Annotated in this window: 14 protein-coding genes; 8 read left to right on the plus strand and 6 right to left on the minus strand. The window is 65.2% G+C overall.

The window, feature by feature from the left end; translation table 11 throughout:
* The first annotated feature begins 33 nt into the window (after positions 1-33).
* Positions 34-1,590 (plus strand): hypothetical protein, encoded by a 1,557-nt coding sequence (locus KF708_09105; protein MBX3412832.1) that lies wholly within the window; start codon positions 34-36, stop codon positions 1,588-1,590.
* An 80-nt stretch (positions 1,591-1,670) separates the two neighbouring features.
* Here KF708_09105 and mscL read toward each other — a convergent pair whose 3' ends face one another.
* Positions 1,671-2,075, minus strand: a complete 405-nt coding sequence (gene mscL / locus KF708_09110; protein ID MBX3412833.1) for a large-conductance mechanosensitive channel protein MscL — start codon at positions 2,073-2,075, stop codon at positions 1,671-1,673.
* Positions 2,076-2,220: 145 nt separating this feature from the next.
* Complete coding sequence (locus KF708_09115; GenBank protein ID MBX3412834.1) at positions 2,221-5,484, minus strand: WD40 repeat domain-containing protein; 3,264 nt, start codon at positions 5,482-5,484, stop codon at positions 2,221-2,223.
* 295 nt (positions 5,485-5,779) lie between these two features.
* Between KF708_09115 and KF708_09120 the strand changes: the two genes are divergently transcribed.
* From KF708_09120 to KF708_09130, 3 genes are all read left to right on the plus strand, one after another.
* Positions 5,780-6,574 carry a glycosyltransferase gene (locus tag KF708_09120; protein ID MBX3412835.1) on the plus strand — a complete coding sequence of 265 codons (795 nt, stop codon included), beginning with the start codon at positions 5,780-5,782 and terminating at the stop codon, positions 6,572-6,574.
* A 58-nt stretch (positions 6,575-6,632) separates the two neighbouring features.
* Positions 6,633-7,931 carry a lipid-A-disaccharide synthase gene (gene lpxB / locus KF708_09125; GenBank protein ID MBX3412836.1) on the plus strand — a complete coding sequence of 433 codons (1,299 nt, stop codon included), beginning with the start codon at positions 6,633-6,635 and terminating at the stop codon, positions 7,929-7,931.
* A gap of 268 nt (positions 7,932-8,199) precedes the next feature.
* A complete protein-coding gene (locus KF708_09130; protein ID MBX3412837.1) occupies positions 8,200-12,426 on the plus strand; it encodes a c-type cytochrome in 4,227 nt (1,408 codons plus the stop codon).
* Between the two features lie 76 nt (positions 12,427-12,502).
* On the opposite strand, the gene rpsU is transcribed toward KF708_09130, so the two are convergent.
* Positions 12,503-12,697 carry a 30S ribosomal protein S21 gene (rpsU, locus tag KF708_09135; GenBank protein MBX3412838.1) on the minus strand — a complete coding sequence of 65 codons (195 nt, stop codon included), beginning with the start codon at positions 12,695-12,697 and terminating at the stop codon, positions 12,503-12,505.
* 217 nt (positions 12,698-12,914) lie between these two features.
* Complete coding sequence (gene mdh / locus KF708_09140) at positions 12,915-13,862, minus strand: malate dehydrogenase (GenBank protein MBX3412839.1); 948 nt, start codon at positions 13,860-13,862, stop codon at positions 12,915-12,917.
* 337 nt (positions 13,863-14,199) lie between these two features.
* On the opposite strand from mdh, the gene KF708_09145 reads away from it, so the two are divergent.
* From KF708_09145 to KF708_09160, 4 genes are all read left to right on the plus strand, one after another.
* Positions 14,200-15,399 (plus strand): pyridoxal phosphate-dependent aminotransferase, encoded by a 1,200-nt coding sequence (locus KF708_09145; GenBank protein MBX3412840.1) that lies wholly within the window; start codon positions 14,200-14,202, stop codon positions 15,397-15,399.
* A 54-nt stretch (positions 15,400-15,453) separates the two neighbouring features.
* Positions 15,454-15,945, plus strand: a complete 492-nt coding sequence (locus KF708_09150; GenBank protein ID MBX3412841.1) for a DinB family protein — start codon at positions 15,454-15,456, stop codon at positions 15,943-15,945.
* Positions 15,946-16,183: 238 nt separating this feature from the next.
* Positions 16,184-17,386 carry a hypothetical protein gene (locus KF708_09155; GenBank protein MBX3412842.1) on the plus strand — a complete coding sequence of 401 codons (1,203 nt, stop codon included), beginning with the start codon at positions 16,184-16,186 and terminating at the stop codon, positions 17,384-17,386.
* Between the two features lie 196 nt (positions 17,387-17,582).
* Positions 17,583-19,283: a SpoIIE family protein phosphatase gene (locus KF708_09160; GenBank protein ID MBX3412843.1), complete on the plus strand. Its 1,701-nt coding sequence runs from the start codon at positions 17,583-17,585 to the stop codon at positions 19,281-19,283.
* A gap of 42 nt (positions 19,284-19,325) precedes the next feature.
* Here the strand turns inward: KF708_09160 and KF708_09165 are convergent, their stop codons facing one another.
* Together KF708_09165 and KF708_09170 are read right to left on the minus strand one after the other, a co-directional pair.
* Positions 19,326-20,813 (minus strand): endo-1,4-beta-xylanase, encoded by a 1,488-nt coding sequence (locus tag KF708_09165; GenBank protein ID MBX3412844.1) that lies wholly within the window; start codon positions 20,811-20,813, stop codon positions 19,326-19,328.
* Between the two features lie 159 nt (positions 20,814-20,972).
* Positions 20,973-22,427, minus strand: a complete 1,455-nt coding sequence (locus KF708_09170) for a DUF1501 domain-containing protein (GenBank protein MBX3412845.1) — start codon at positions 22,425-22,427, stop codon at positions 20,973-20,975.
* Positions 22,428-22,481 lie beyond the last annotated feature (54 nt).

The raw sequence follows: 22,481 nt of genomic DNA on the forward strand, positions 1-22,481 counted from the left end.
ATCCGTAGATACCGATCCGCGCGGGGAGTTCCTATGCACGCCGCTGCCGCTGTGCTTTTCAGCCTGTTCGTCGTGACTGCCGACAATCAGCCGGCACCGGCGCGCAATGCCGCGACCGCACGCCAACCCATCGTGGTGGCAGCCAGCGTACCGACCTTGCCTACGCCATCGCCGGCACCCGTCGAAGCGACACCGGTGGTCGCCACGCCACCGACACAGCATCGCGTGGCGGCGCCGACCGTGGCCAGCGCCCCGGTCGTTACGCAACCGATCGTACTCGAGGCACGCGAAGAAGTTCGCATGCCGGCGATGGTGGGGAACACGGGCTTCAGCCCCGCGTCGAAGATGGTGATGCAGTTTCGCGTGAAGGATCACACCGTCTCGCCAACCGCCACCAGCACCGAGCTCGAAGAGGCCGCTTCGATCGGCCTGATGACGAACAAGGCCGAAACAGAACCGCAAGCCGAACAAAAATACGTCTCGAAACTCCCCACGCCTCCGCTCCCTGACGCGTCGCCGGTCGTCGTCGCGGCAGAGCCGGTGTCTCCGGACGTGGCTCCAGCACCCTCGCCCAAGTTCGAGCGTGCCCAATCTGCCATCGCCGGCTTCTCCGAGAACCCTGCCACGACTCCGTCCCTCGCTGCGTCGAGCGTTGAGGATAGCGGAGCAGCGGAACGCAATTCGTTCTTCAACGAGCTGAAGAACGGCGTGCAAGCCGGCATCAACAAGGTGATGCCCGCCTCGCACAACAACACGAGCAATACGACTCGCCCGACCGAGTCCAAGCCAGTTGCCAAGAACACGGCTCCGGTGTCGCCGAAGCCGATCGCCAAGAAGCCAACGCACGCGGTGGAACCTGCGGCGAAATTGGCTGCCGCGAAGCCCGCTCCGACCGCCAAGGCGGTGGCGACTCAGCCGACCCAGAACTTCGTGCGTCCGGCGAATAAAGTCGCCAAGGCGCCGGCGACCACGAACCAGCAACATCATTCGCACGCCGATCACGTGGTGGCGGCGCCGCGTCCGCTGCCTCACGCCACGCCGGCCGCGGCTACGACTCGCACGGTGCAGCAGAACCAGGTAACTCGCGAGCCGGGCCGGGTGCTTCCACCGACCGTCCCGAATCCCTCGGTCTCGAATCCGGCGGCCTCGAACGGCCCCCTCACCGGCCCTGGTCCGTTCGACTACCTGTACACCGGTCAGGAAATGCCACCCTGGGTGCGTCCCTACGACGAGGACCCGAACCTGCGAAACTTCTGGTACCACACCGAGCCGCGTCTGAAGCACGGCAAGGTCCCGCACTGCTGCTCGACCTGCAACCTGTTGCCGCACGTCGAGTACTTCCCCGAGGCCCACGCGAACTACTACTTCCGGCCGTACACCTTCACTCGTCTCTTGCAGCAGCAGGATCAGGCGGCCCGCATGGGAATCAATCCCGCCCTTCCCTACTCGAACGATCTCTACGAAAAGGTGTACGCCGAGTTCGACGCCCGCAAACGCGTCGAGACGGTGCATCCGGGCGAGATGCCGGGCGAGATGCAGGAGTTCGAAACCGACACCGAGGCCCCTGCTCCCCCCTCGCTCGACCGCTAGTCGCTACTGACCGACACAAACTTCAAGCAGCCGACGAATCGTTCGTCGGCTGCTTTTTTTGTGGCGCGTGGGGGAACCGTTCAACTGCGCGACTTCAGCAGGTCGCGAATCTCGGTGAGCAGCTTTTCTTGCGGGGTGGGAGCCGCCGGCTCGGCGGGCTTCTCCTCATTCTTGCGCCGCAGCGTGTTCATCGCCTTGACGACCACGAAAATCGCCGCCGCCACGATCAGAAAGTCGACCAGCGTGTTGATGAAGGCGCCGTAGCGCAACAGCACCTCGGTCTTGCCTTCGGCCGCCTCGCGCAGCGGAATCGAGAGCCCCGAGAAGTCGACGTTCCCCACCAGCGTGCCAATGGGGGGCATGATGACGTCATTCACGAGCGATGTCACCACCTTGCCAAAAGCCCCGCCGATGATGATACCGACGGCCATATCGATCATGTTGCCTTTGAGCGCAAACTCGCGAAACTCTTTCAGAATGCTCATGGTCATTCCTCCTCGCAGGATGACGAGACAAGATCGCTGCCCAGATGTCGGGCCAGATGAGATGTGCCAACGACGCACACCATGACGCAAAACCACCAGCAACGTCAATACGAACGCTCCGCCGCGGGGACTCCTTGCGCGGGCGTTACTCCGGCAGTCGTGCCGCCTCGGGCACGTCGCCGATCAACAAGCGTTCGTCTTGCGTCGCAACGGCCAATTCGCGCCCGTCGGGGGACCATGCCACGCCATAAGCTTGCTTGACCGGCAACTGCTCGCGATGGAGCATCTCGCCCGACGCGGCATTCCACACGATCAAGGCGCCGGAATAGCCGAGCGTGGCGATGCGCTTCCCATCGGGATCGTAGGTAGCGCGGTAGATGTGATCCTCGTGCCCCCCCACCGTTTGCCGCGCGGCATCCTGACCGGCGTCGCGGACCTGCCAGGTCTTGGCCAGGCCGGCCGTCAGCAGGTGCGAACCGTCGGGAGAGTAATCGATCGAGTAGAGAATGTCGTCGATGCCCTCGCGAATCTCGCGCGTCTGCTGACCATCGGAGGGATTCCACAGGCGAATGGTGTTGTCCGCGCCGCAACTGGCCACCTCGCCACCAGTGGGCCGATACGCCACGCCATACACCTGGCTGGCGTGCCCCGTGCCGCTGAAGACGTTCTTGCCATCGGCCAGCGACCAAAAGCGCACGGCCTTGTCGCCTCCGGCCGAGACAAGCTGGCTGCCGTCGGGATGGAAGCTCACCGAGTAGACGTGCGCCTCATGTCCGGTGAGGGTCTGCTGGGGATGCGCCGCCGCTAGGGCCACGCGTTGCAGGCGTCGATCACTCGCCGCGACAATCGCTGCCGTGGCGTCAGGCATTGCAGCGAGCGAGGTAGTCGCCGCGCTGCCCGTGATGCGGTCCTCGAGCAATCGTCCATCCGCGACTCGATAGCCGCGGAGATGTCCATTGGCCCCCGCCACCACCGCCTGGCGGCCATCGCTCGCTAGCGCGACACCTGCGATCGGCGCGCCCGTGTCGATGGTCGCCAATAATTTTCCGTCGATTGTGTTCCAGACCCGTAGCGTGCCATCGTCGCCGCCTGCCGCGAGACTACTGTTGCCCGCGGCAAAACCGAGCGATCGTTGGCGTCCGAGCGTTGTACTCAACGCGCGCAGATCGGACAGATCCGCGCCGCTCCATTGCCCCAGCTTGCCATCCTCGCCAGCCGTGAAAAGATGCGATCCATCGGCGTTGTATTGCACGGCGGTGATGGGACCCTGATGCAGCAGAGCAGAACGCAAGAGCGGTTGGCGCCACAAGCGTGCCGATCCATCGGCGCTGGCCGTAATCGTTCGCTCTCCGTTGGGTAACACCGCCAGTCCGCGAATCTCGCCCAGGTGATCGGCGAGCGTGTCGACTACTGCGCCGGTCATCCAGTCGAAGACGCGCACTTGTCCATCGGCCGCTCCCAGCATCAACCGGCTGCCATCGTTCGAAAACCGCAACGCACACCCCCCCTCGGACACCGTGAACTGCGCCGCCACGGCTCCATCGGCGACTTGCAGCACTTGCACGTTCCCTGTCCCACTGGCCAGCGCCACTCGAGTAGCATCGCCACTCATCGCGGCTGCCTGGATCGGCTCGGTCGCAGCGAACTCTCGTTCGATCCTGCGCGCGGCAACGTTCCACCAGCATGCCGGGCCCTGCTTTCCCGCCGTCCATAGCCGCGAGCCATCGGCGTTGAAAGACAACGCCACCGTGGCCCCCTCCGGCGGATGCAAGATTCCGGCAAGCGGCATGGTCACGCCGCGGATGTAACGGCCTTGCGCGAGTGTCAACGGCGCCAGCGCGAGACCCGTGTCTTCCACCGACAGAGACGAACCGTCGTCAATCTTCCAGCGGCGGAGCGTGGTATCGCCCAGCGAGCTCAGTTCGGCGCCGTCGGACGAAAAGGCTAGTCCCACGATCGGCGCCGTGTGTCCCGACAGATCGCGCACGTGCGCGCCGTCGGCCACGTTCCAGATGCGCACCACACCGTCCGCTCCCCCGGCGGCGATCTGTTCGCCCGCCGGACGCACGGCAACGGCACTCACCGGCGCCGCGGTTTCAATCGCCAGGATGCCACCCGTGGCCAGCGTCACGATTCTCAGGTGACCGTCGTCCCCCGCGACGATCAGCTTCGAACCATCGGGCGAAAAGCACGCGGCGCGCGAGTTGGCGACTGGAATGGCGAGGCTACGGATGTCGCTGGCGTCGTCCGCTTTGATGATGCGCAGCGTCGCATCGTCGGACTGTACCGCCAGCAGCGCGCCATCGTGCGAGGCCGCCAACACCGGCCACGGCGCCCCTTCAAACGCGGGGCCCATCGTGCCGCTGGGAAGATCCCAGAGCCGCACGCTGCCATCATCGCCGGACGTCGCCAATTGCACGCCGTTGGGATGATAGGCCACTTGCCGAATCGCTCCGGTATGCGCCGCGAACGATCCCAAGAGCGCCCCGCTGGCGGGGTCGACGAAGTGCAGCTTGCCCGCCGCGGTCGCCACGACAAGCAGCAGTCCATCCGCGCGCAGTGCCAGGGCGGTCAGGGGGCCATCGCCAGGATTGGCTTGTCGCAGTTCCGTGCCGTCAGCCGGATTGTGAAAACGCACCACGCCATCTTCGGCCGCAGTCGCGATCCAACTACTATCCGGCGCGGCAACCAGGGCGACCAAGGGCGAGCCGGCCGTCAGTATGGTTGGTGGCGCCGGAGGCCAGGGATACAGCCGCAGATGCCCGTCATCGCCGCCCAGGGCGAGCGTCTTGCCATCGGGATGCCACGCGACGGCGCGCGAGATCGCGGGCAACTTGAGCGACTCCTGCGCGACACCATCCGACGCCTGCCACGAGCGCAACACTCCATCGGCATGCGCAGCGACAACCAGCGCCCCATCGTTGCGAAGGGCAATCGCCTGCGCCGCCGACGAACCGCCCGAAAGTTCGGCCGTGGGCTCGAGCGATTCCGCCGCATACAAACGGACGTGCCCCTCTGCGTCGCCGGCGGCGAGCGTCTTGCCATCGGCGCTAAGCGCAAGCGTAAGTACCTCGGCCGGCAGATCGCTTCGTTCTGCCAGCGGCCCCGGTGGTGGAAGATCGTCGACAAGGATCAACTTGTCGAGTCCCGCCGAGGCCATGCGCTGGCTGTCGTGCGAGATCGCCACCGTCAAGACAAGGCCCGAGTGATTGGCCCGCGTGCGCAACGTGCGTCCTGTGGCGCGATCCCAGATGCGGACCGTCTTGTCGAAGCTGCCACTCGCAATGAGCCGCCCGTCTGGCGAATAGGCCACTGCATAGATCGGATCGGTGTGGCCTTCGAGGTAGCGCCAGTCGATCCCCGAGGCGGCGTTCGTGAATAAGGCGCCACTAGCAAGCAACAGCCCCAAGGCATAAGCCCTGCGGTGTGCGCGACACGATGGAAGGCGATCGGGCGGCAAGCGCAGTTCCTCGCCGGCGGGGGGTGAAAGTTCGGCGGACGACGAAGGCGGGGTGCTAGCAGATCCGGTGCTATCGTAACCAGCCCTGCGCCGCGCGGCAAAACATCGAGCCGATCAACTGACCTACCCCGGGCAGAATCGTTCTGCCATACTTCGCCACCCTTGCACGAATCTTTTGGTGGCGCTGCTGGCAGCAGCGTTTTGGGATCGTGCCGCGGGCGAATGGCCAGCAAGGACAACCGGCGTGATCCGCTACTCCCTTCTCGTGCCCCTCTCGTGCGGCGTCGAGCATTTCGAGCGGCAATTGCCTGCGCTTTGCGACGCCCTCGAAGCCCTCGATCCCGCGCATGAGATCGTCTGTATCGACGACGCCACGGAAGAACAGGCGGCACTCGATCGGCTCCGAGCAAAGTTCCCTGTCTTGCGCCGGGTGAGCCTGGCGGAGCGCGCGGGAACAACCGCCTGTCTCTCGGCGGGCATCGCCGCGGCGCAAGGCGAGATACTGATCGCGCTCGAGGCAGGCGAACGCTACTCGGCGAGCGACATCCCACGGATGGTCGAGCGGCTGTCGCGGGCCGATCTCGTCTGGGGACGACGACGCCAAACCCGTTTCCAGAAAACACTGCTCGCAACGCGTCACCTGCCGCGACGTCTCTTATTGGGCACGGACGCCCACGATCCTGGCTGCCTCTTCTGGGCCGCGCGGCACGAGACCGTAGCCGGCCTGCCTCCACTGCCGGGACTAGTGCGTCATTTGGCCACGTGGACGGCGAGGCGAGGATTTCGCGTGGGAGAAATCTACGTCGACCATCAACAGCCCAGCCACGCGCCGACCACGAGCGACCGCCGCACACGCCCGGGCGAGCTGTTTGCCATCTGGTGGCAGGCGCGGCGCTGGCGTGCGCAATCGTCGGCGGAAATAGCTGCCCAGGACGAACGGGTGCGGCTCCATCGCAGCGCCCACGCAAGTACCGATCCACGCAGGTCCAGCGCCGCGGCGTCTTCCACGAACGAGCCGCGACTGCGTCGCTCTGCTTGATGTGATGGTCCAGCTACACGATTCTCCACAATCTCGCGTCTTCGGAAAACAGCCTGTCATGCCCGACCAAGCGACGAACCGACCGTTGACGATCTTCTTTTCGGCAGGCGAACCGAGTGGTGACCTGCATGCCGCGAACCTGATGCGCGAGCTGTCTCGTCGACAGGCCAATATCCGCTTCGTCGGCTACGGCGGACCGCGCATGGCCGAGGCAGGCTGCCAGTTGCACGCCGATCTGACGGCCCTGGCCGTGATGTGGTTCCTGCGCGTGTTGATCAACATCCACAAGTTCGCCTTCCTGGTCAGCCTGGCCGATCGGCACTTCCGCCATCATCGCCCCGATGCGGTCGTGCTGATCGATTACCCCGGCTTCAACTGGTGGATCGCGCGCCGGGCCAAGGTCCACGGCATTCCGGTGTTCTACTACGCGCCACCGCAGGTTTGGGCCTGGGCCAGTTGGCGCGTGACCAAGATGCGCCGCTTCGTCGACCACGTGCTGTGCAGCCTCCCCTTCGAGGCCACCTGGTTTCGCGAGCAGGGTTGCAACGCGACCTTCGTCGGCCACCCCTACTTCGACGAGGTGCGCGAGCAGCGTCTGAACGCGGCGTTCATCGAAGCCGAACGCGCCAAGCCGGGCAAGCTCGTCACACTGCTCCCCGGCTCGCGCACGCAGGAAGTCACGCAGAACCTGCACTGGTTCCTGAGGGCCGCCGCCGAGATTCACGCCCGCGAACCGAACACGCGCTTCGCCATTGCTTCGTTCCGCGCCAAGCAGGCCGAGATCGCCCGCGCCGCGATCGAGGGGCTCAAGCTGCCCATTGAAGTACACGTGGGCCGCACGCCCGAGTTGATTCACCTGGCCGAGTGCTGCATGGCGGTCTCCGGTTCGGTATCGCTCGAGTTGTTGCACCACGCCAAGCCGACGGTCGTGCTCTATTGGATCAGCAGGCTGGCCTTCTTCGTGCAGGGTTATTTCCGCCGGGTGAAGTACATCACGCTCGTCAATCTGCTCACCGCCGAGGAGTTGTTTCCCCAGGACCTGACCCCCTACGACCCGAGTCAGCCAGGTGCGGAACGCGTCCTGTTTCCCGAATATCTGACCTGCGAAGACAAGTCGCATCAACTGGCCAACCACATCGTTGGCTGGCTGACCGATCCTCATGCGCGGCAAGCGCTCGAAGCGCGACTGGCCGAGCTGCGCGACGAAATCGGTCACGGCGGCGCGTCGAAGGCGGCGGCCCAATACATGCTCGACGTGCTGGGACGCCGGACAACGGCGGTCCCCAAACCACACTTCCGCCCCGGCATGGTGGTGGCCAGCAGCGACATGAACTACTCCGCTTCGCGCAGCGAGTGACCTCTGCTGGACGGTCCCTAGTGGATTCTCGGGCAAGGGCGGTTCTTGTGCCGATGCGCGTGCGGCCGTCAGCAGGTCGAACTATAATCGGGGCTGCTCTGTGGCCCCTTCTCGCGCATGCCTGGGCGCTGGATGGCGGTGATGTTCGAGCGCCGTCCTCCTGCACGTTTTCCCCCCCTTCTTCACCCGCGGCAGCCTTAAGCCGATGCGCACCCTCTGGCACCTGCTTCTGGCACTGGCGTTGGCAACGGCATGGTCGCATGCAGCGATGTCGCAGGACGCCGTCGCCTCGGAAGCCGATGAAGACGACGAGACGGAATACTCGTCCGGCCTGATTGCCACCTATCGGGATGCCTCCGGAGGGGTCTGCCGGCGCATCGATCCCGCTCTCGCGTTCCAGTGGCGCGATCGGGCCCCCGATCCGCGCATCGAGGCGCAAGGCTGGACCGCGGAATGGGGGGGAATGCTCTCGGTTTTGGCGCCAGGCGAATATCGACTACACGTCTACGCGGCAGGGCGGGTTACGGTCGAACTCGACGGACGCTCGGTCATCGACGCTTCTCCCACAGATGACACGTGGCTCGAGTCGGCGCCACTCGAGCTGGCCTTTGGCGAGCATGCCTTGCACGTGCGGTACGAACCGAAGGCCCCCGAGCCGCGACTGGGGCTGTACTGGTCGGGACCGCAGTTCCAGCTAGAGCCGGTGCCCCCCTGGCAGCTCTTTCACAAACCCACGGACGAAGACCTGGCCAGCTTCGAACGGGGGCGAACGCTTGTACATGGCTTACGCTGCGGCGCCTGCCACGCCGGACTTGCCGAACAGCACGTGCTGCCGGCCCCCGCACTCGATCACCTCGCCGGACATATCTCAACAGGCTGGCTAACCGAATGGATCCAGCACGCCGGACACCAGTCAAACACAAACGCCAGCGAGCATCAGGTCGCCAGCCGCATGCCCTCGCTGGGGCTCTCTTCGGAAGAGTCACACGCAATCGCCGCTTATCTCCTCGCCGACGCGCCCGAAGAATACGACGCCAGACCGCTAGAGACGAAAAAGATCAGCATCGAGGCCGGGGCGACCTTGTTTCGCAGCGTCGGCTGCCTGGCGTGCCATCGTGTGGGCGACCTCGGCGTGGGGGGACTCTTCGGCGGTGGCGACCTCACGCAAGTCGCCGACAAGCGACCGGCCGAATACTTCGTCCGCTGGTTGCGCGAGCCCGCTACGCTGAACGCGTCGCATCGCATGCCGATTTTCACGCTGAGCGACGAGGAAGTGGCCAATCTGGCCGCTTATCTCAGCACGTTGAAGAGCCCGAACGATTCGCACGACGCGCACGTTTCTGCCGCGGCGGACGTGCGCGAACGAGGGGCGAAACTTGTCGCCGAGCATCGTTGCGCCAACTGCCACCAACTTCCACAGACAACCGCGCTGACCGAAGCACGCAGCTCGATCGCGACTCCGATCCCAAATGAGTCGAAAGCCGATTGTCTTACAGCACCCGACGTGGCGCGGAAGCGCCCGGGTTTCCTGCTGCCCCCGCAGCAGGCCGCCGAGGTGCGTGCCTATCTCGCCGCGCTGCCGCCGACATCGGCAACTCCCGCCTCGGACGATCCCTCGCGCGCGTACGACGGGCAACTCGTGTTGGCCGAGCGGAATTGCCTGTCGTGCCACGCCCGCGGACTCAGTCCCGGTATCGCTGCCACGCTGCCCGCCTTGGCCGAAGTGGACGAAACCTTGTCGCCGCGCCTGGCCGCGCTGGCGCCGCCGGCGCTCAACAGCATTGGCGACAAGCTGCACGACGAGGCCCTGGCCGCGGCGATTGCCACCACCGCGCCACGATTGCGACCGTGGCTCGATCTGCGCATGCCACGCTTCTCTCTGGGCGAAGAAGAATCGCGGGTACTGGTGGAGATGTTCGTTGACGAAGACCGCATACCGTCGCTCCCAGCCGACCAAGAGCAAACCGTCGACGACGCTGCAAGGCTGCACCTGGCGGGCAGCCGGCTCGTCACGTCGGCGGGCTTCGGCTGCACGAGTTGCCACGCCATCGGAGAGGTCGCCCCCGTCGAGGTGGCGCTCGCCGCGCACGGTACCGATCTGGCCGAATTGGGCCGGCGCATTCGCCGCCCCTGGTACGATCGCTGGGTGCGCAACCCGGCGCGCATCGTGCCGCGGATGGAGATGCCCTCGATCCAGCTTGCGATTCGCGGCGTGCTCGACGAAGAACTCTCGGCGCAGCTCGCCGCCGTGTGGCATGTGTTGAACGAGCCGGGCTTCGTGCCGCCACCTCCCAACGCCGTGCGGGTCGTGCGAGCGCGGAACCTTCCCGACGAACATGAGGCCCATCTGCTGACCGATGTGTTCGAGCTGGGCAAGCACAAGTTCATCAAGCCCTTCGTCGTGGGGCTGCCCAATCGACAGAGCGTGCTGTTCGATCTGCGCGAGAATCAGCTCGCGGGCTGGTGGATCGGCGACGCTGCCCGGCAGCGCACGCGCGGCAAGACCTGGTACTGGGAGCCCGGCGGAGAATTTCTCACGCCCCCCATCGATCGCGCGAGCGAGGTATCGCTCGAAGCGGAGGGCACTCGTCGCGAGCCGCTCGCCGGCGGGCAGTTCGCCACCGAATGCGATGAGTGGCAGCATACGAAAGACGGCTTGCGCTTCGAGTATCGCTTGCACTTCGCCCCCCACGAGAGCGACTCGGCAGATCGTACCACCCTACACGTGGCGCAGCAGTTCGCCGCGCGGAGAAATGAGGCCGCTTCCGACGAGACTGGTGTGCGACGCGAGTTCGCATTCCGAGGTCTGCCGCGCGGCACGACGCTACGACTCGCATTGCTTCCGCCACCGCGCGACGGTGGGTCGTACGCGATGGCGCAGGCATCGGCGACGGAGTTCGCCTGGCGAGCGCCGATCGGTGCGTGTCGGGTGCGAGTGGTATCTCCGGCGGACGCGACGATCGAACTCGAACGGGGGCGACCCCTGGTGGCGATTCCCGCCCCGACCGATGGCACGCCTCTGTCGGTGGCACTCGAATACTTGACCTCCGCGCCGGTCGATCACTTCCCGCTCGATACGCCCGTGGCGGTGAATGCCCCCTCGGGCGCGATCGACGTCGTCCCGGGCTTCACGGCCGAGCGACTCCCCCTGGTCGACGAGATTATGCCCACGGGGCTCGCCTGGCGCCCCGATGGCACGCTGGTCTTCTCCTCGCTCAAGGGACAAGTCTGGCAGGCGCGTGACACCGATGGCGACAGCCTCGAAGACACGGCCCAGGTCTTGAGCGACGATCTCGCCGCCCCGTACGGCGTGGCGATCGCAGGCGATGCCGTCGATGTAATCAACAAGTACGCCCTGCTGCGTTTGCACGATGACGATGGCGACGGCCGGGCCGAGCGGACCGAGCGGCTCGTCTCGGGCTGGGGACACACGCACGACTATCACGATTGGGCGGTGGGACTCGTCGCTAGCGCCGCCGGCGAATACTACATCGCCCTCCCCTGTCAGCAAGACACGCGAGACGAGCCCGCGGCCTACCTGCGCGGGCGAGCCCTGCGACTCGCCCCCCGCGAGCCCACGCCCGACGACCCCGCCCGCTTCGCGCTCGAAGAGTGGTGCGCTGGATTGCGTTTCCCCATGGGGCTCGCGCTCAACCGCGAGGGGGACCTCTTCGCCACCGACAACCAGGGCAACTACACCCCCTTCAACGAGCTGAACCATCTGCGCCAGGGGAAACGTTACGGTTTCATCAACAAGCTCGAGAATCGGCCCGGCTTCCGCCCCGAAGCAACGCTCGCCGCGATCGATATTCCGCACCCGTGGACGCGCAGCGTGAATGGCATCTGCTTCTTGAACACGCCCGACGCGGTGCGCGACGAGTTGGGACGCGATCTGTTCGGCCCCTTCGAAGGGCACCTGCTCGGCTGCGAGTACGACACGCGCTCGCTCGTGCGGATGAGCCTCGAGCAGGTAGGGGGCGAGTATCAGGGGGCCGTGTATCCCTTCAGTCGCGCACCGGCCGCAGGAGAGGAATCGCTCCTGGGACCACTCGTCTGCCAGGTGGCGCCCGATGGCGACCTCTACGTGGGCAACATTCGCGACAGTGCCTGGGGCGGCGGCGCCAACAACGGCAGCATCGTGCGGCTATGCCCGCGGGCAGAGCTACCGCCAGGCATCGCCGAGGTGCGGGCCACGAACGACGGCTTTACGATCGCCTTCACGCGGCCCGCCGAACGAGCGCAGCTCGAGAACGTGAAGTTCTATTCCGTGTCGTCGTTCCGCCGCATCCCCACGTCCGACTACGGCGGGCCGGACCAGGATCGGCGAACGGAGAAGATCCTCGCTGCCGAGGCAACTCCCGACGGACGCCAGGTGCGTCTGCGCCTGGAGGAACTTCGCGAGGGATTCGTTTATGAGATCCGCATCCGCCCGATGGACGGCGTGCGATGGGAGCCGGCCGAAGCCTTCTATACCCTGCGTCGCCGGCTGGAATAACCGTCGCCGGCGCCTCGCAGTCACGCGCGTGACCTGCCTGCGGCAGTCGCTGTGTGACAGGAGAGAACACCGCAAACTAGCGGGGTAACCCACGACCCTTGCGGGCACGACGCTCGGCACGCAAACGGGCACGGCGGCGGGTGTCGCTGGGCTTCTCGTAATATTCTTTGCGGCGCATCTCTTTCTTGATGCCGCTGCGCTCGACGAGCTTCCGGAAACGGCGGACCGCCTCCTGGATCGACTCGCTTTCGCGAACCTTCAACTTAACCACTGGTACTCCTTATATGCGCTAGTACGAACAGCTACCCACGGCGGAAGCCCTACAGTGTACCGCAGTTACAAACTGGCTGTCTACGGCGCGCCGGGGAGAAAAAGTCGGGAATCACCCACTTCGTTCGGCCTTCGATTCCATCGGCCGAACTCAGCCCAGTTTTCCACGATTTCAATCGTTTTCGGCCGCTCAAATCACCAATTCACAGCCCTGCCCCCTACTCCCCCCCAAGCTCTCCCATCCGCTTCACCAGCTCTCGGACGGCCGTGACGCTCTGCTGGAATTTCGCCTTTTCGGTCTCGCCGAGCTGGAGCTCGATGATCCGTTCGACCCCCCCCTTGCCCAGCACGACCGGCACGCCGACGTAATATCCGCCGACGCCGTATTCCTTGTCGCAGTAGGCCGCGCAGGGGATCAGCCGCTTCTTATCGCGGACGATCGCCTCGACCATCTGGGCCGTGGCGGCCGCCGGGGCGTAGTAGGCACTCCCCGTCTTGAGCAGCCCCACGATCTCGGCCCCGCCGTTGGCGGTCCGTTCGACGATCTCGGCCAGCCGCTTCTCGCTGATCAACTGGGTAACGGGAATACCCCCTACCGAGGTGCAACTGGGGAGCGGGACCATCGTATCGCCATGGCCACCCATCAGCAGGGCCTGCACGTCCTCGACGCTGACCCCCAACTCCATGGCCAGGAAGGTGCGATAACGGGCCGTATCGAGCACGCCCGCCTGGCCCAGCACGCGTGCCGGCGGAAAACCGCTGACCTGGAAGGCCCGCTGCACCATGGCGTCGAGCGGATTGCTCACCACGATGATGATCGAATCGGGGCTGGTGCGTTTCACCTCGGTGGTCACGGCGGCCACGATCTTGGCGTTCGTGCTCAGCAGATCGTCGCGGCTCATACCCGGCTTGCGAGGCAGACCGGCAGTAATCACCACCACGTCACTGCCGGCGGTGTCGTCGTAGCTGTTCGTGCCGACGACGTTCGAGTCGAAACCCACGATCGGCGAGGCCTGCATCAGGTCGAGCGCCTTGCCCTTGGGCATGTCGCCGGTCTGCGGAATGTCCAGCAGGACGACGTCCCCCAGTTCGGCGGCGGCGCACCAGTGAGCGCAGGTCGCGCCGACGTTTCCGGCGCCAATGATCGAGATCTTCGCACGACGCATAGCTTTTCCCCCGCGCTGGCAGGTCGAATGAGATGGTTGAAACGTAGCCCGTGAGTATGCGCGCGGTGGGGGCTTCTGCAAGGGGCTATGACAGGGGAATGGTTCACGCAGAGGCGCGGCAGCGCGGAGGAGAGATCGGGCTTGATCCACGCTGCCTTGGGGGGGATTCAACCTTCTGTCGGAGGTCGATTACTTCGTACCTCAGCGGCCCTTGGATGCGAACATCCGTGGCACTATGATTGTCCCGCAGCAGGGGGCTTGCTCGCCGCGCGTAGCGCGGGCCGGCAACCGTTCCTCCCCTTGCCTAACCTTATATCCCTGCTCGGAGTTGTGGCACATGCCTCCCAAGGTCTCGCGGATCGTTCAGGCGCTCGAACCCTCGGCCACGCTGGCCATGGCCGCCAAGGCCAAGGAGCTCAAGGCGACGGGCAAAACGGTCTACGACTTCAGCGTCGGCGAGCCCGACTTCACCACGCCCGAGCACATCTGCGCCGCCGCGGTCGCCGCGATGAAAGCCGGCCACACGCATTACACCGTGGCCAGCGGCATTCCCGAGTTGAAGGCCGCCGTCGTCAAGCAGTACGAAGAGGCGCATGGCATCGCCTACAAGCCGAGTCAGGTGGTAGTGTCGAACGGCGCCAAGCACTCGCTGCACAACGTCTTCACCGTGCTGTGCGATCCGGGGGACGAGGTGATCATTCCCGCGCCGTACTGGGTCAGCTACGCCGAGCTGGTCAAGCTGGCCGGGGGCGTGCCGGTGATCGTCGAGACGGAAGAATCGCACGACTTCAAGCTCACGCCGGCCGCGTTCAAGGCCGCCATCACGCCGCGCACCAAGGTCCTGCTGATTTGCTCGCCGTCGAATCCCACCGGCAGCATGTACACGCACAACGAACTGGCACAACTGGCCGACATCGTGTTGGATCACGATCTGACCGTCGTCTCGGACGAGATCTACGAGCGTCTGATCTACGGCGGCGCGGTTTTCACCAGCTTTCCGAACGTGCGTCCCGGTCTGCAGGATCGCACCGTGCTCGTCAACGGCGTGAGCAAGACCTACGCCATGACGGGCTGGCGCATCGGGTGGACGATCTCGCCGCAGAATCTCGCCACTGCCATGGCTGACTTGCAGAGCCAGGAGACGTCGAACCCGTCGAGCATCAGCCAGTATGCCGCCGTCGCGGCACTCGAAGGTTCGCAACAGTGCGTCGTCGACATGCTGGGCGAGTTCTCGAAGCGACGCGACTTCGTGGCCGAGCGCATCAAGAGCATCCAGGGGCTAAGCTGCCCCTGCATGTCGGGCGCGTTTTATGCCTTCATCAACATCAAGGCGCATCTCGGACGCAAGTACAACGGCACGCCGGTCAACAACTCGACCGATTGGTGCCTCACGCTGCTGGCCCAACAGAATGTGTCGACCGTGATGGGCTCCGCATTCGGCGCCGAGGGCTACGCCCGGGTCTCCTTCGCCACGAGCCTGCCACAACTCGAGGCCGGCTTCGATCGCATCGAGGCGTTTCTCAAGAGTCCCGCCTGAGGTGGTAGAGCGGAGAGTTCACGCAGTACGGAGCAACGCAAAGGAATCCAACAGATGAACGCCCACGATGCCATACGCACGGCGCATGCCCTGAGCACGACCGTGATCAAGACATACCTCGACGATTTGACGGACGCGGAGTTGCTCAAACGTCCGCACCCCGACTGCAACCACTTGGCCTGGCAGTTGGGACACTTGATCGCGTCATCTCACGACTTGCTGGAAGCGGTCCGTCCCAGCGCCGCCGCGGCCTTGCCCGCCGGCTTCGCCGAGGCACATAACAAGACGACGATCGCCGAGAACGACCCGGCAAAATTCTCCTCGAAACAGGAGTACTTGAAGTTGTGGGACGAGGCGGAAGCGGCTGTCCTGGCAGCGCTCGACAAGCTCTCCGCCGAGGATCTCGACCAGCCCAGCCCGGAGCATTTTCGCTCCATGTTTCCGACGGTGGGGCACGTCTTCCTGTTGATCGCCAACCACGGCCTGATGCACTCCGGCCAATTCGTCCCCGTCCGCCGCGCGCTCGGCAAGCCGGTCAAGATTTAGCGTAGCGGGGTGGCTCTACTTGTCCTGGGCTGGCTGTTCGGCCATTTGCTGGCGGAGCCGTTCGAGTTCCGTAGTCAGTCTCTCCAAGCGCTTTTGATCTTCGTCCTGTGCTTGTGCGCGCCGGGCGAGTTCGGTTTCCAACGTCTTGACCAGCTTTTCGAGGTTGCACAATTTTGTGCCAACTTTGGCATCCGTCGGCGTAATCTGTGGATAACCTTTTTCTTCCCAGGATGTTGCCTTGAGTTATCCCCACGCGATGCGACTGGCCGGGCCGTGGCACTATGAGGTGCTCAAAACGTATGTCGAGGGCAAGTATCAGCCACCGGCCACGCCGATCGGCGGCACCGCGAAGCTGCCCGCCGACTGGTCGCAAGAGTTGGGACGCGACTTTCGCGGTCGCGTCCGCTACACGCGATCGTTCCATCGGCCGACGAATCTTGATCCCCACGAGAGCGTCTGGCTGGTGATCGAGGGGGCCGACGCGGCGGTTGCCGTCTCGCTCAACGGCGAGCCCCTCGGCGAGTTCGCCGGCTATGCACTCACGTTCGAACGGGACGTCACCAACCTCTTGGCTCCGAATAACCAGTTGCAGGTCGACGTGGAACTGCCCGTGCTGACGCCGGCCTACGAGAGGGCCATGCGTCCCGGCCGGCACGATCTGTCTGGCGGTTTGACGGGTCCGGTCCGGCTGGAAGTCCGCGCGCGCCACTACCTGCATCAACTCATGGTCGAGCTGGTCGAGGTAGACCAGAGCGAAGTCACCCTCCGCGTGGCAGGCCGAGTGATGGGACCCGAGCGCGTCGATCCCCTGCTACTGGTCGTCCACGGCTGGAGTGGCGAGCTGCTGGCCGCCGAAGTGGTGGCGGGCCAGAAGTTCGACCTGGCGACGACCGTCGAACGGCTGACGCGGTTCGAGCAGGAATCGGGGGGACCGGCCGCGCTGACGAAGCTCTCGGTGCGGTTGATCGAAGGGGGCACGCGCGTCTGGGAAAAGACGCTCGAAACGGCCCATCGCCCGATGCGCGTCGAAATCCCTGCTTCGACCACGGGCACCATCCATACGATCGTCATCAACGGCGAGGCGTACGAGTTGCCTTTGAACTCGCGGGATAACGCGTTCTGGCAGGCATTGCTCGAGCAAACCGCGCCCCTCGCTCCCAGCTTCGACGCCACGGAACCTCCGTTGTTCGTCACCGAACACATCTTTCGCGACGAAGAGTACGCCCGGTTCGATCGGCTGGGGGTGCGACTCGTACAACTGCTGCCGGCGGCGTGGATCGATGAGGTTAGCGCCCGACTGGCCCATCATCCATCGATCGTGGCTTGGGCCGTGCCTCGCGATTGGTTGACGCAAGGCGCGGGAGTCGAACGCGCGCTCGGCTGGCTGGCCGGATCATCGCGCCCGTGGATTGCCCGCGAACTGCTACTGGGAGAACGCTAAACTGGGGCGCGGTGTAAAAGATCCTGAACACCGGTCGTTTGACGGCCGGCGGATCGTGCTTTTACAATCGGCTCCATCATCGCGCGGCGCATGTTATGCGCCTCGTTCATCGCACGCCGGCGCGATCGATCGAGGTATCTCTGGACGCACTTACGTCGATAGGCCTTTCCGGGCATCGGCGGGCGCGGGTATTCGCATGGCCGTGTTGAAGGTGCTCAAAGGGCTCAATCCAGGTCAGGTCTTTTCGCTCGATGACGAGCGGTCGGTCCTGGGCCGGCATCCCGATTGCACTATTGTGCTCGACGAAGGGGCTGTCAGTCGGCAGCATGCGCAGATCGTGCGCGTCGGCGAGGACTTTTTCGTCGAGGACTTGCACAGTCGCAACGGCACGCTGCTCAATGGCGCGTTGGTCGAAGGGCGGCAACTGCTCAGCGACACCGACAAGGTGAAGATCTGCGACTGGCTGTTCAGCTTTCACGAAGATCGCCTACCGGCGATCGAATCGTCCGAGCCAGCCGGGTTCAGTCTGGGGCCCGACGTGGGACAGGCCTTTGCCCCGCACACGATGCTCGTCGACGAGGACCAGGCCACCTCGACGATCATGTCCAAGCTCGACCTGTCGAGCGGCGAATCGGGCCTCCGCATGTCGATCAAGCCCGAGGCTAAGCTGCGGGCCCTGCTCGAAATCACCTTGAGCCTGGGCTCGGCGCTCAAGCTCGACGAAGTGCTGGGGCGCATTCTCGACGGCCTGTTCAAGATCTTCGTCCAGGCGGATCGCGGGTTCATCGTGCTGGCCGAGCCGGGGGGACCGCTCGTTCCCAAGGCGGTCAAGCAGCGCGGCGGCGACACGGGCGAGACGATTCGCATCAGTCGCACGATCGTACGCCGCGTCATGGAATCGCGCGAGGCCATTCTGTCGGCCGACGCCGCCAGCGACGAACGCTTCGACATGAGCCAGAGCATCGCCGATTTCCGCATCCGCTCGATGATGTGCGCGCCCCTCTTGGATGGCGCCGGCGAGTCGTTGGGCGTGCTGCAGATCGACACGCTCGACCAGCGGAGCCGCTTCCGGCAAGAGGATCTCGACGTGTTGGCCAGCGTGGCGCGCCAGGCGGCCATCGCGGTCGAAAACGCGCAGTTGCACGCCGCCACCCTCAAGCAGCAGGCGATGCAGCGCGACTTGGAGCTCGCGCACAAGGTGCAGCAGGGCTTCCTGCCCGCGGCGCCTCCCCGCATCGGCGGCTACGACTTCTTCGACTTCTACGAGCCGGCGAATCTACTCGGCGGCGACTACTACGATTATGTCCAACTGGGCGAAAACCGCGTGGCGGTGATCGTGGCCGACGTGGCCGGCAAGGGCATTCCAGCCGCCCTGCTGGTGGCGAAGCTTTCGGCCGAGATTCGCTTTGCCCTGGCCAGCGAGACCGATCCCGCGCTGGCCGTCGCGCGCATGAACGCCAGCTTCATTCGCGGCGGTTGGGAAGACCGCTTCGTGACGTTGATCGTGGCCGTGCTCGACACGGAACGCAACGTGGTGCAGATCGTCAACGCCGGCCATATGCCCCCTTACCTGCGACATCGAGATCGGCGCGTCGAGGCGATCGGCGGAGACGCCGCCGGCTTGCCGATCGGCGTCGATGTCGACTTCGATTATGAGATGGTCGCCGTGCCGCTGCGCTCGGGAGATTCGCTGACCTTCTTTACCGACGGCATCAGCGAGGCGATGAACGCCGAGAACGAGCTGTACGGGCTCGAACGGCTCGAAGTCCAATTGCACGAGACGACCAGCGACGGCATCACTTCCATCGGCCGCGGCGTGCTCGACGACGTGAAGAAGTTCGTCGGCCGCACCCCCCAACGCGACGACATGTGCCTCGTCTGCTTCGGAAGATCTTAACGCGATCTCAGGACAATCGCGTAGCCTTCAATACACGGCGCGTTATTGCAAGTGCTCGCGGCGCAGGCGGGCGAGCGTGCCGAGGGCCGGTTTCGCGCGGCCGCTCGCGTCGATGATGCCCGCGTGGGGATAGTCGTGCGGTTCGCTGTCGCAGCATTGGTTCCACACCAGCGCATGCACGGCCGGCTTGGCGAGCAGCAGCGGCGCGTACCGTTCGACCCAGGACTGCTGCGCGGCCGCCGTCCATCCGCCGGGCAAGGCCTCGGGCATGGGGGCGATCACCGGTCGGCCCCGCGGGTCGGGGGCATCGCTGCTGGGCAGAGTCAACTCCACCACCAGAGGCAGCCCCAAACTGCTCCAGCGATCGATCAGGCGGCTCATTTCCAGCGGATCGCGCGGTACGCTCCCTCCCGGCTCGGTTCCGACGTTGATCTCGAGCACCAGCCCAGCCAGCCCCAGTCCGCTGCGGACGAGGGCATCCCCCAGGTGCAGCGGCGAAAGATCGAGCGGAATGTCGCGCATGTAATCGGCCCAGGGGCGGTCGAAGCAGATGATCGTGGGCGTTTGAGGATCGGTCTGACGCACGACCTCGATCGCTCGCACGGCCAGCCGCAGGCGATCCTCCTCGCTGAGCTCGAGCATCTCGGTCGAGTAGAGCCGGGCCGCGCATTGCCAGACGTGGACGCGTCCCTTGTAACGCTCGACGACGCGCCGCACATAGTCGCAGACCAGCTCTTGCAGGTTCTCGAAATCGCCTTCCCACAGGCACACCCAGTCGGGCAGACCACGGCGATCGAAGGCCAGCAGCGGTCCGCCGCAGATGCGCATCTGCCGGGCTTCGCACCAGGCGAGCTGGGCGTCGCAGCGATCCCATCGGGCCGCCCCTTCATCGGCCTCGATGTCGTGCCAGGAGAAGGGAATTCGGACCGTATTGAAGGCCTTGGACAGGGCGTCGCCCAAGGCGCCCGTGGGAACGGTCGTACCGAGATTCACCCCCAAGAGCGAGGCCAGCTTCGGCGCCTGGCGATGCCGGGCCACGAAGGCCTGATCGGCGAACGTGCGCACGAGCGCCTCGGTCGCCTCGAGCGCCGCTCGCAGCGATTGCGTGGCGGCTGCAGCGGCCAACTCGGGCTTGGTTTGCGAGGTGGCCGCCCGGGCAAATTGCCGCGTCGCTTCGCGGAGGTTCGCCGACACATCGTCGGGGATGAGCATGCCCATGCCCGTCCACTCGGCGATCTGATTGCGCAGTTGGTTGATCTTGCCGCGAGCGAGCTCGACCTCGAGATGGTAGGGCGTGGCGCGCTCGACGAGCGTGCCGGTGGTGAGCACGAGCTTGCCGTGCCCCTCGACATGCCAAGGGACGTGCAGGCAGCCCGAATCGGAGGCCTCGCGCTCGATGAGGAAGCCCCCTTCGATGGGGCGCGTTCGGCACAGCCAGGGGACGTAATCCGGCCCGGCGAGAAAGGTGCGCTCCAGGTCGCGCGGCGCGAGTCGTTCGGGAGGATGGACCAGAAAGCGGTGCTGCCCCATCTGGTCTCCCTGCCGGTGCGCGCGACGAGGATGAAAAGAGCCGTGCGAGCGTCTAGGGCGATTTCGCCGGCGCGGCAACGTGTCGAACGACGTGAAACGCGAGTCTAACGGACGCCGCCACGCGGAACAAGCAAGGCGGCCGGAACGCATGGTGGGGCGTCAGGCGATGATCTTATGCAGTATGTGCCCTTCGACGTCGGTCAGTCGCATGTTGCGCCCCGCGTGGAAGAAGGTCAGCTCCTCGTGGTCGAGCCCCATCAGGTGCAGGATGGTGGCGTGCAGGTCGTGGATGTGGACCTTGTCTTCGACCGCCGCCATGCCGAACTCGTCGGTGGCGCCGTAAATCGTGCCGCCACGGATGCCGCCGCCGGCCATCCAGCAACTGAAGCCGCGTGGGTTGTGGTCGCGCCCCTTGCCGTTCTGGGCGGTGGGGGTGCGACCGAACTCCCCCGTCCAGACGACGAGCGTTTCGTCCAGCAACCCTCGCTCCTTGAGATCGGAGAGCAACGTCGCGATCGGCTGGTCGGTCTCGCCGCAGTGCAACTCGTGATTCATGTTCACGTCGCCGTGGGCGTCCCAGTTCTCGTCGTTGTGCCCGCCGCCGGAATAGACCTGCACGAAGCGCACGCCGCGCTCGACGAGTCGGCGGGCCATCAGGCAGCGCCGGCCGAAGCGTTCGGTCAATTCGTTGTCGAGTCCGTAGCGGCGTTGCGTCGCCGCCGTTTCTTCGGCCAGATTGACGGCCGAAGGGGCGTGCGCCTGCATGCGGAAGGCCAACTCGTAACTCGCCAGCCGGGCCGAGAGCTCCGACTGACGGGGCAGGCGGGCTTGATGGAGATCGCCCAGCCGCGCGAGCAGGTCGAGTTGTCCGCGACGCTGGGCCGTCGTCACGCCGTCGGGAGGACTGAGATCGATGAGCGGATCGCCCGACGTGCGAAATTGCGTCCCTTGATAGGCCGCGGGCATGAAGCCCGAGTTCCAGTTCGGCGCTCCGCCGATCGGTCCCCCCCGGTGGTCGAGCAGCACGACGTAGGCGGGCAAGTCTTGGTTGACGGTTCCCAGCCCGTACGTCACCCACGAGCCTAGGCTGGGGTAGCCCTGCCGCAGGAAACCGGTGTTCATCTGCAGCAGGCCCGAGCCATGCGCAAAGCTATCGGCATAGCACGAACGAATCACGGCCAGGTCGTCGACGTGTCGCGCGAGGTGCGGAAACAAGTCCGAAACCGGAATGCCCGCTTGCCCCGCCGGCGAGAATCTGCGCGTGCTGGCCAGCAGCGTGCCGGGGTTGCGCACCTTGAACAGCGGATCGTGGTCGAGATTCGGGATCGGCTGCCCATTCCACTTGTCGAGCGCGGGCTTCGGATCCCAGGTATCGACCTGGCTCACGCCGCCATAGCAGAAAATGAAGACGACGCTTTTCGCCTGGGGAGCGAAGTGCGGCAGCTTGGGCGCGAAAGGAGATTCCATTTCGGCCGAGCCAGCGGCCTTGGCCGTGGAGGCGAAGAATCCATCTTGCGCGAGCAGGTAGGCGAGGGCCGACGCCGTCAGCCCGCCCCCCGCTTGCCAGAAAAACTCGCGCCGCGTTTGCCCGCACGCTTGAGAGTTTGGAGTCATGGGAATCGGCTTCATGCTGAAGTGGCCCAGGCTGCCAACCTGGGCATTGTCATC

This window comes from Pirellulales bacterium (assembly GCA_019636335.1).
In the GTDB taxonomy this organism is placed as follows: Bacteria; Planctomycetota; Planctomycetia; order Pirellulales; family JAEUIK01; genus JAHBXR01.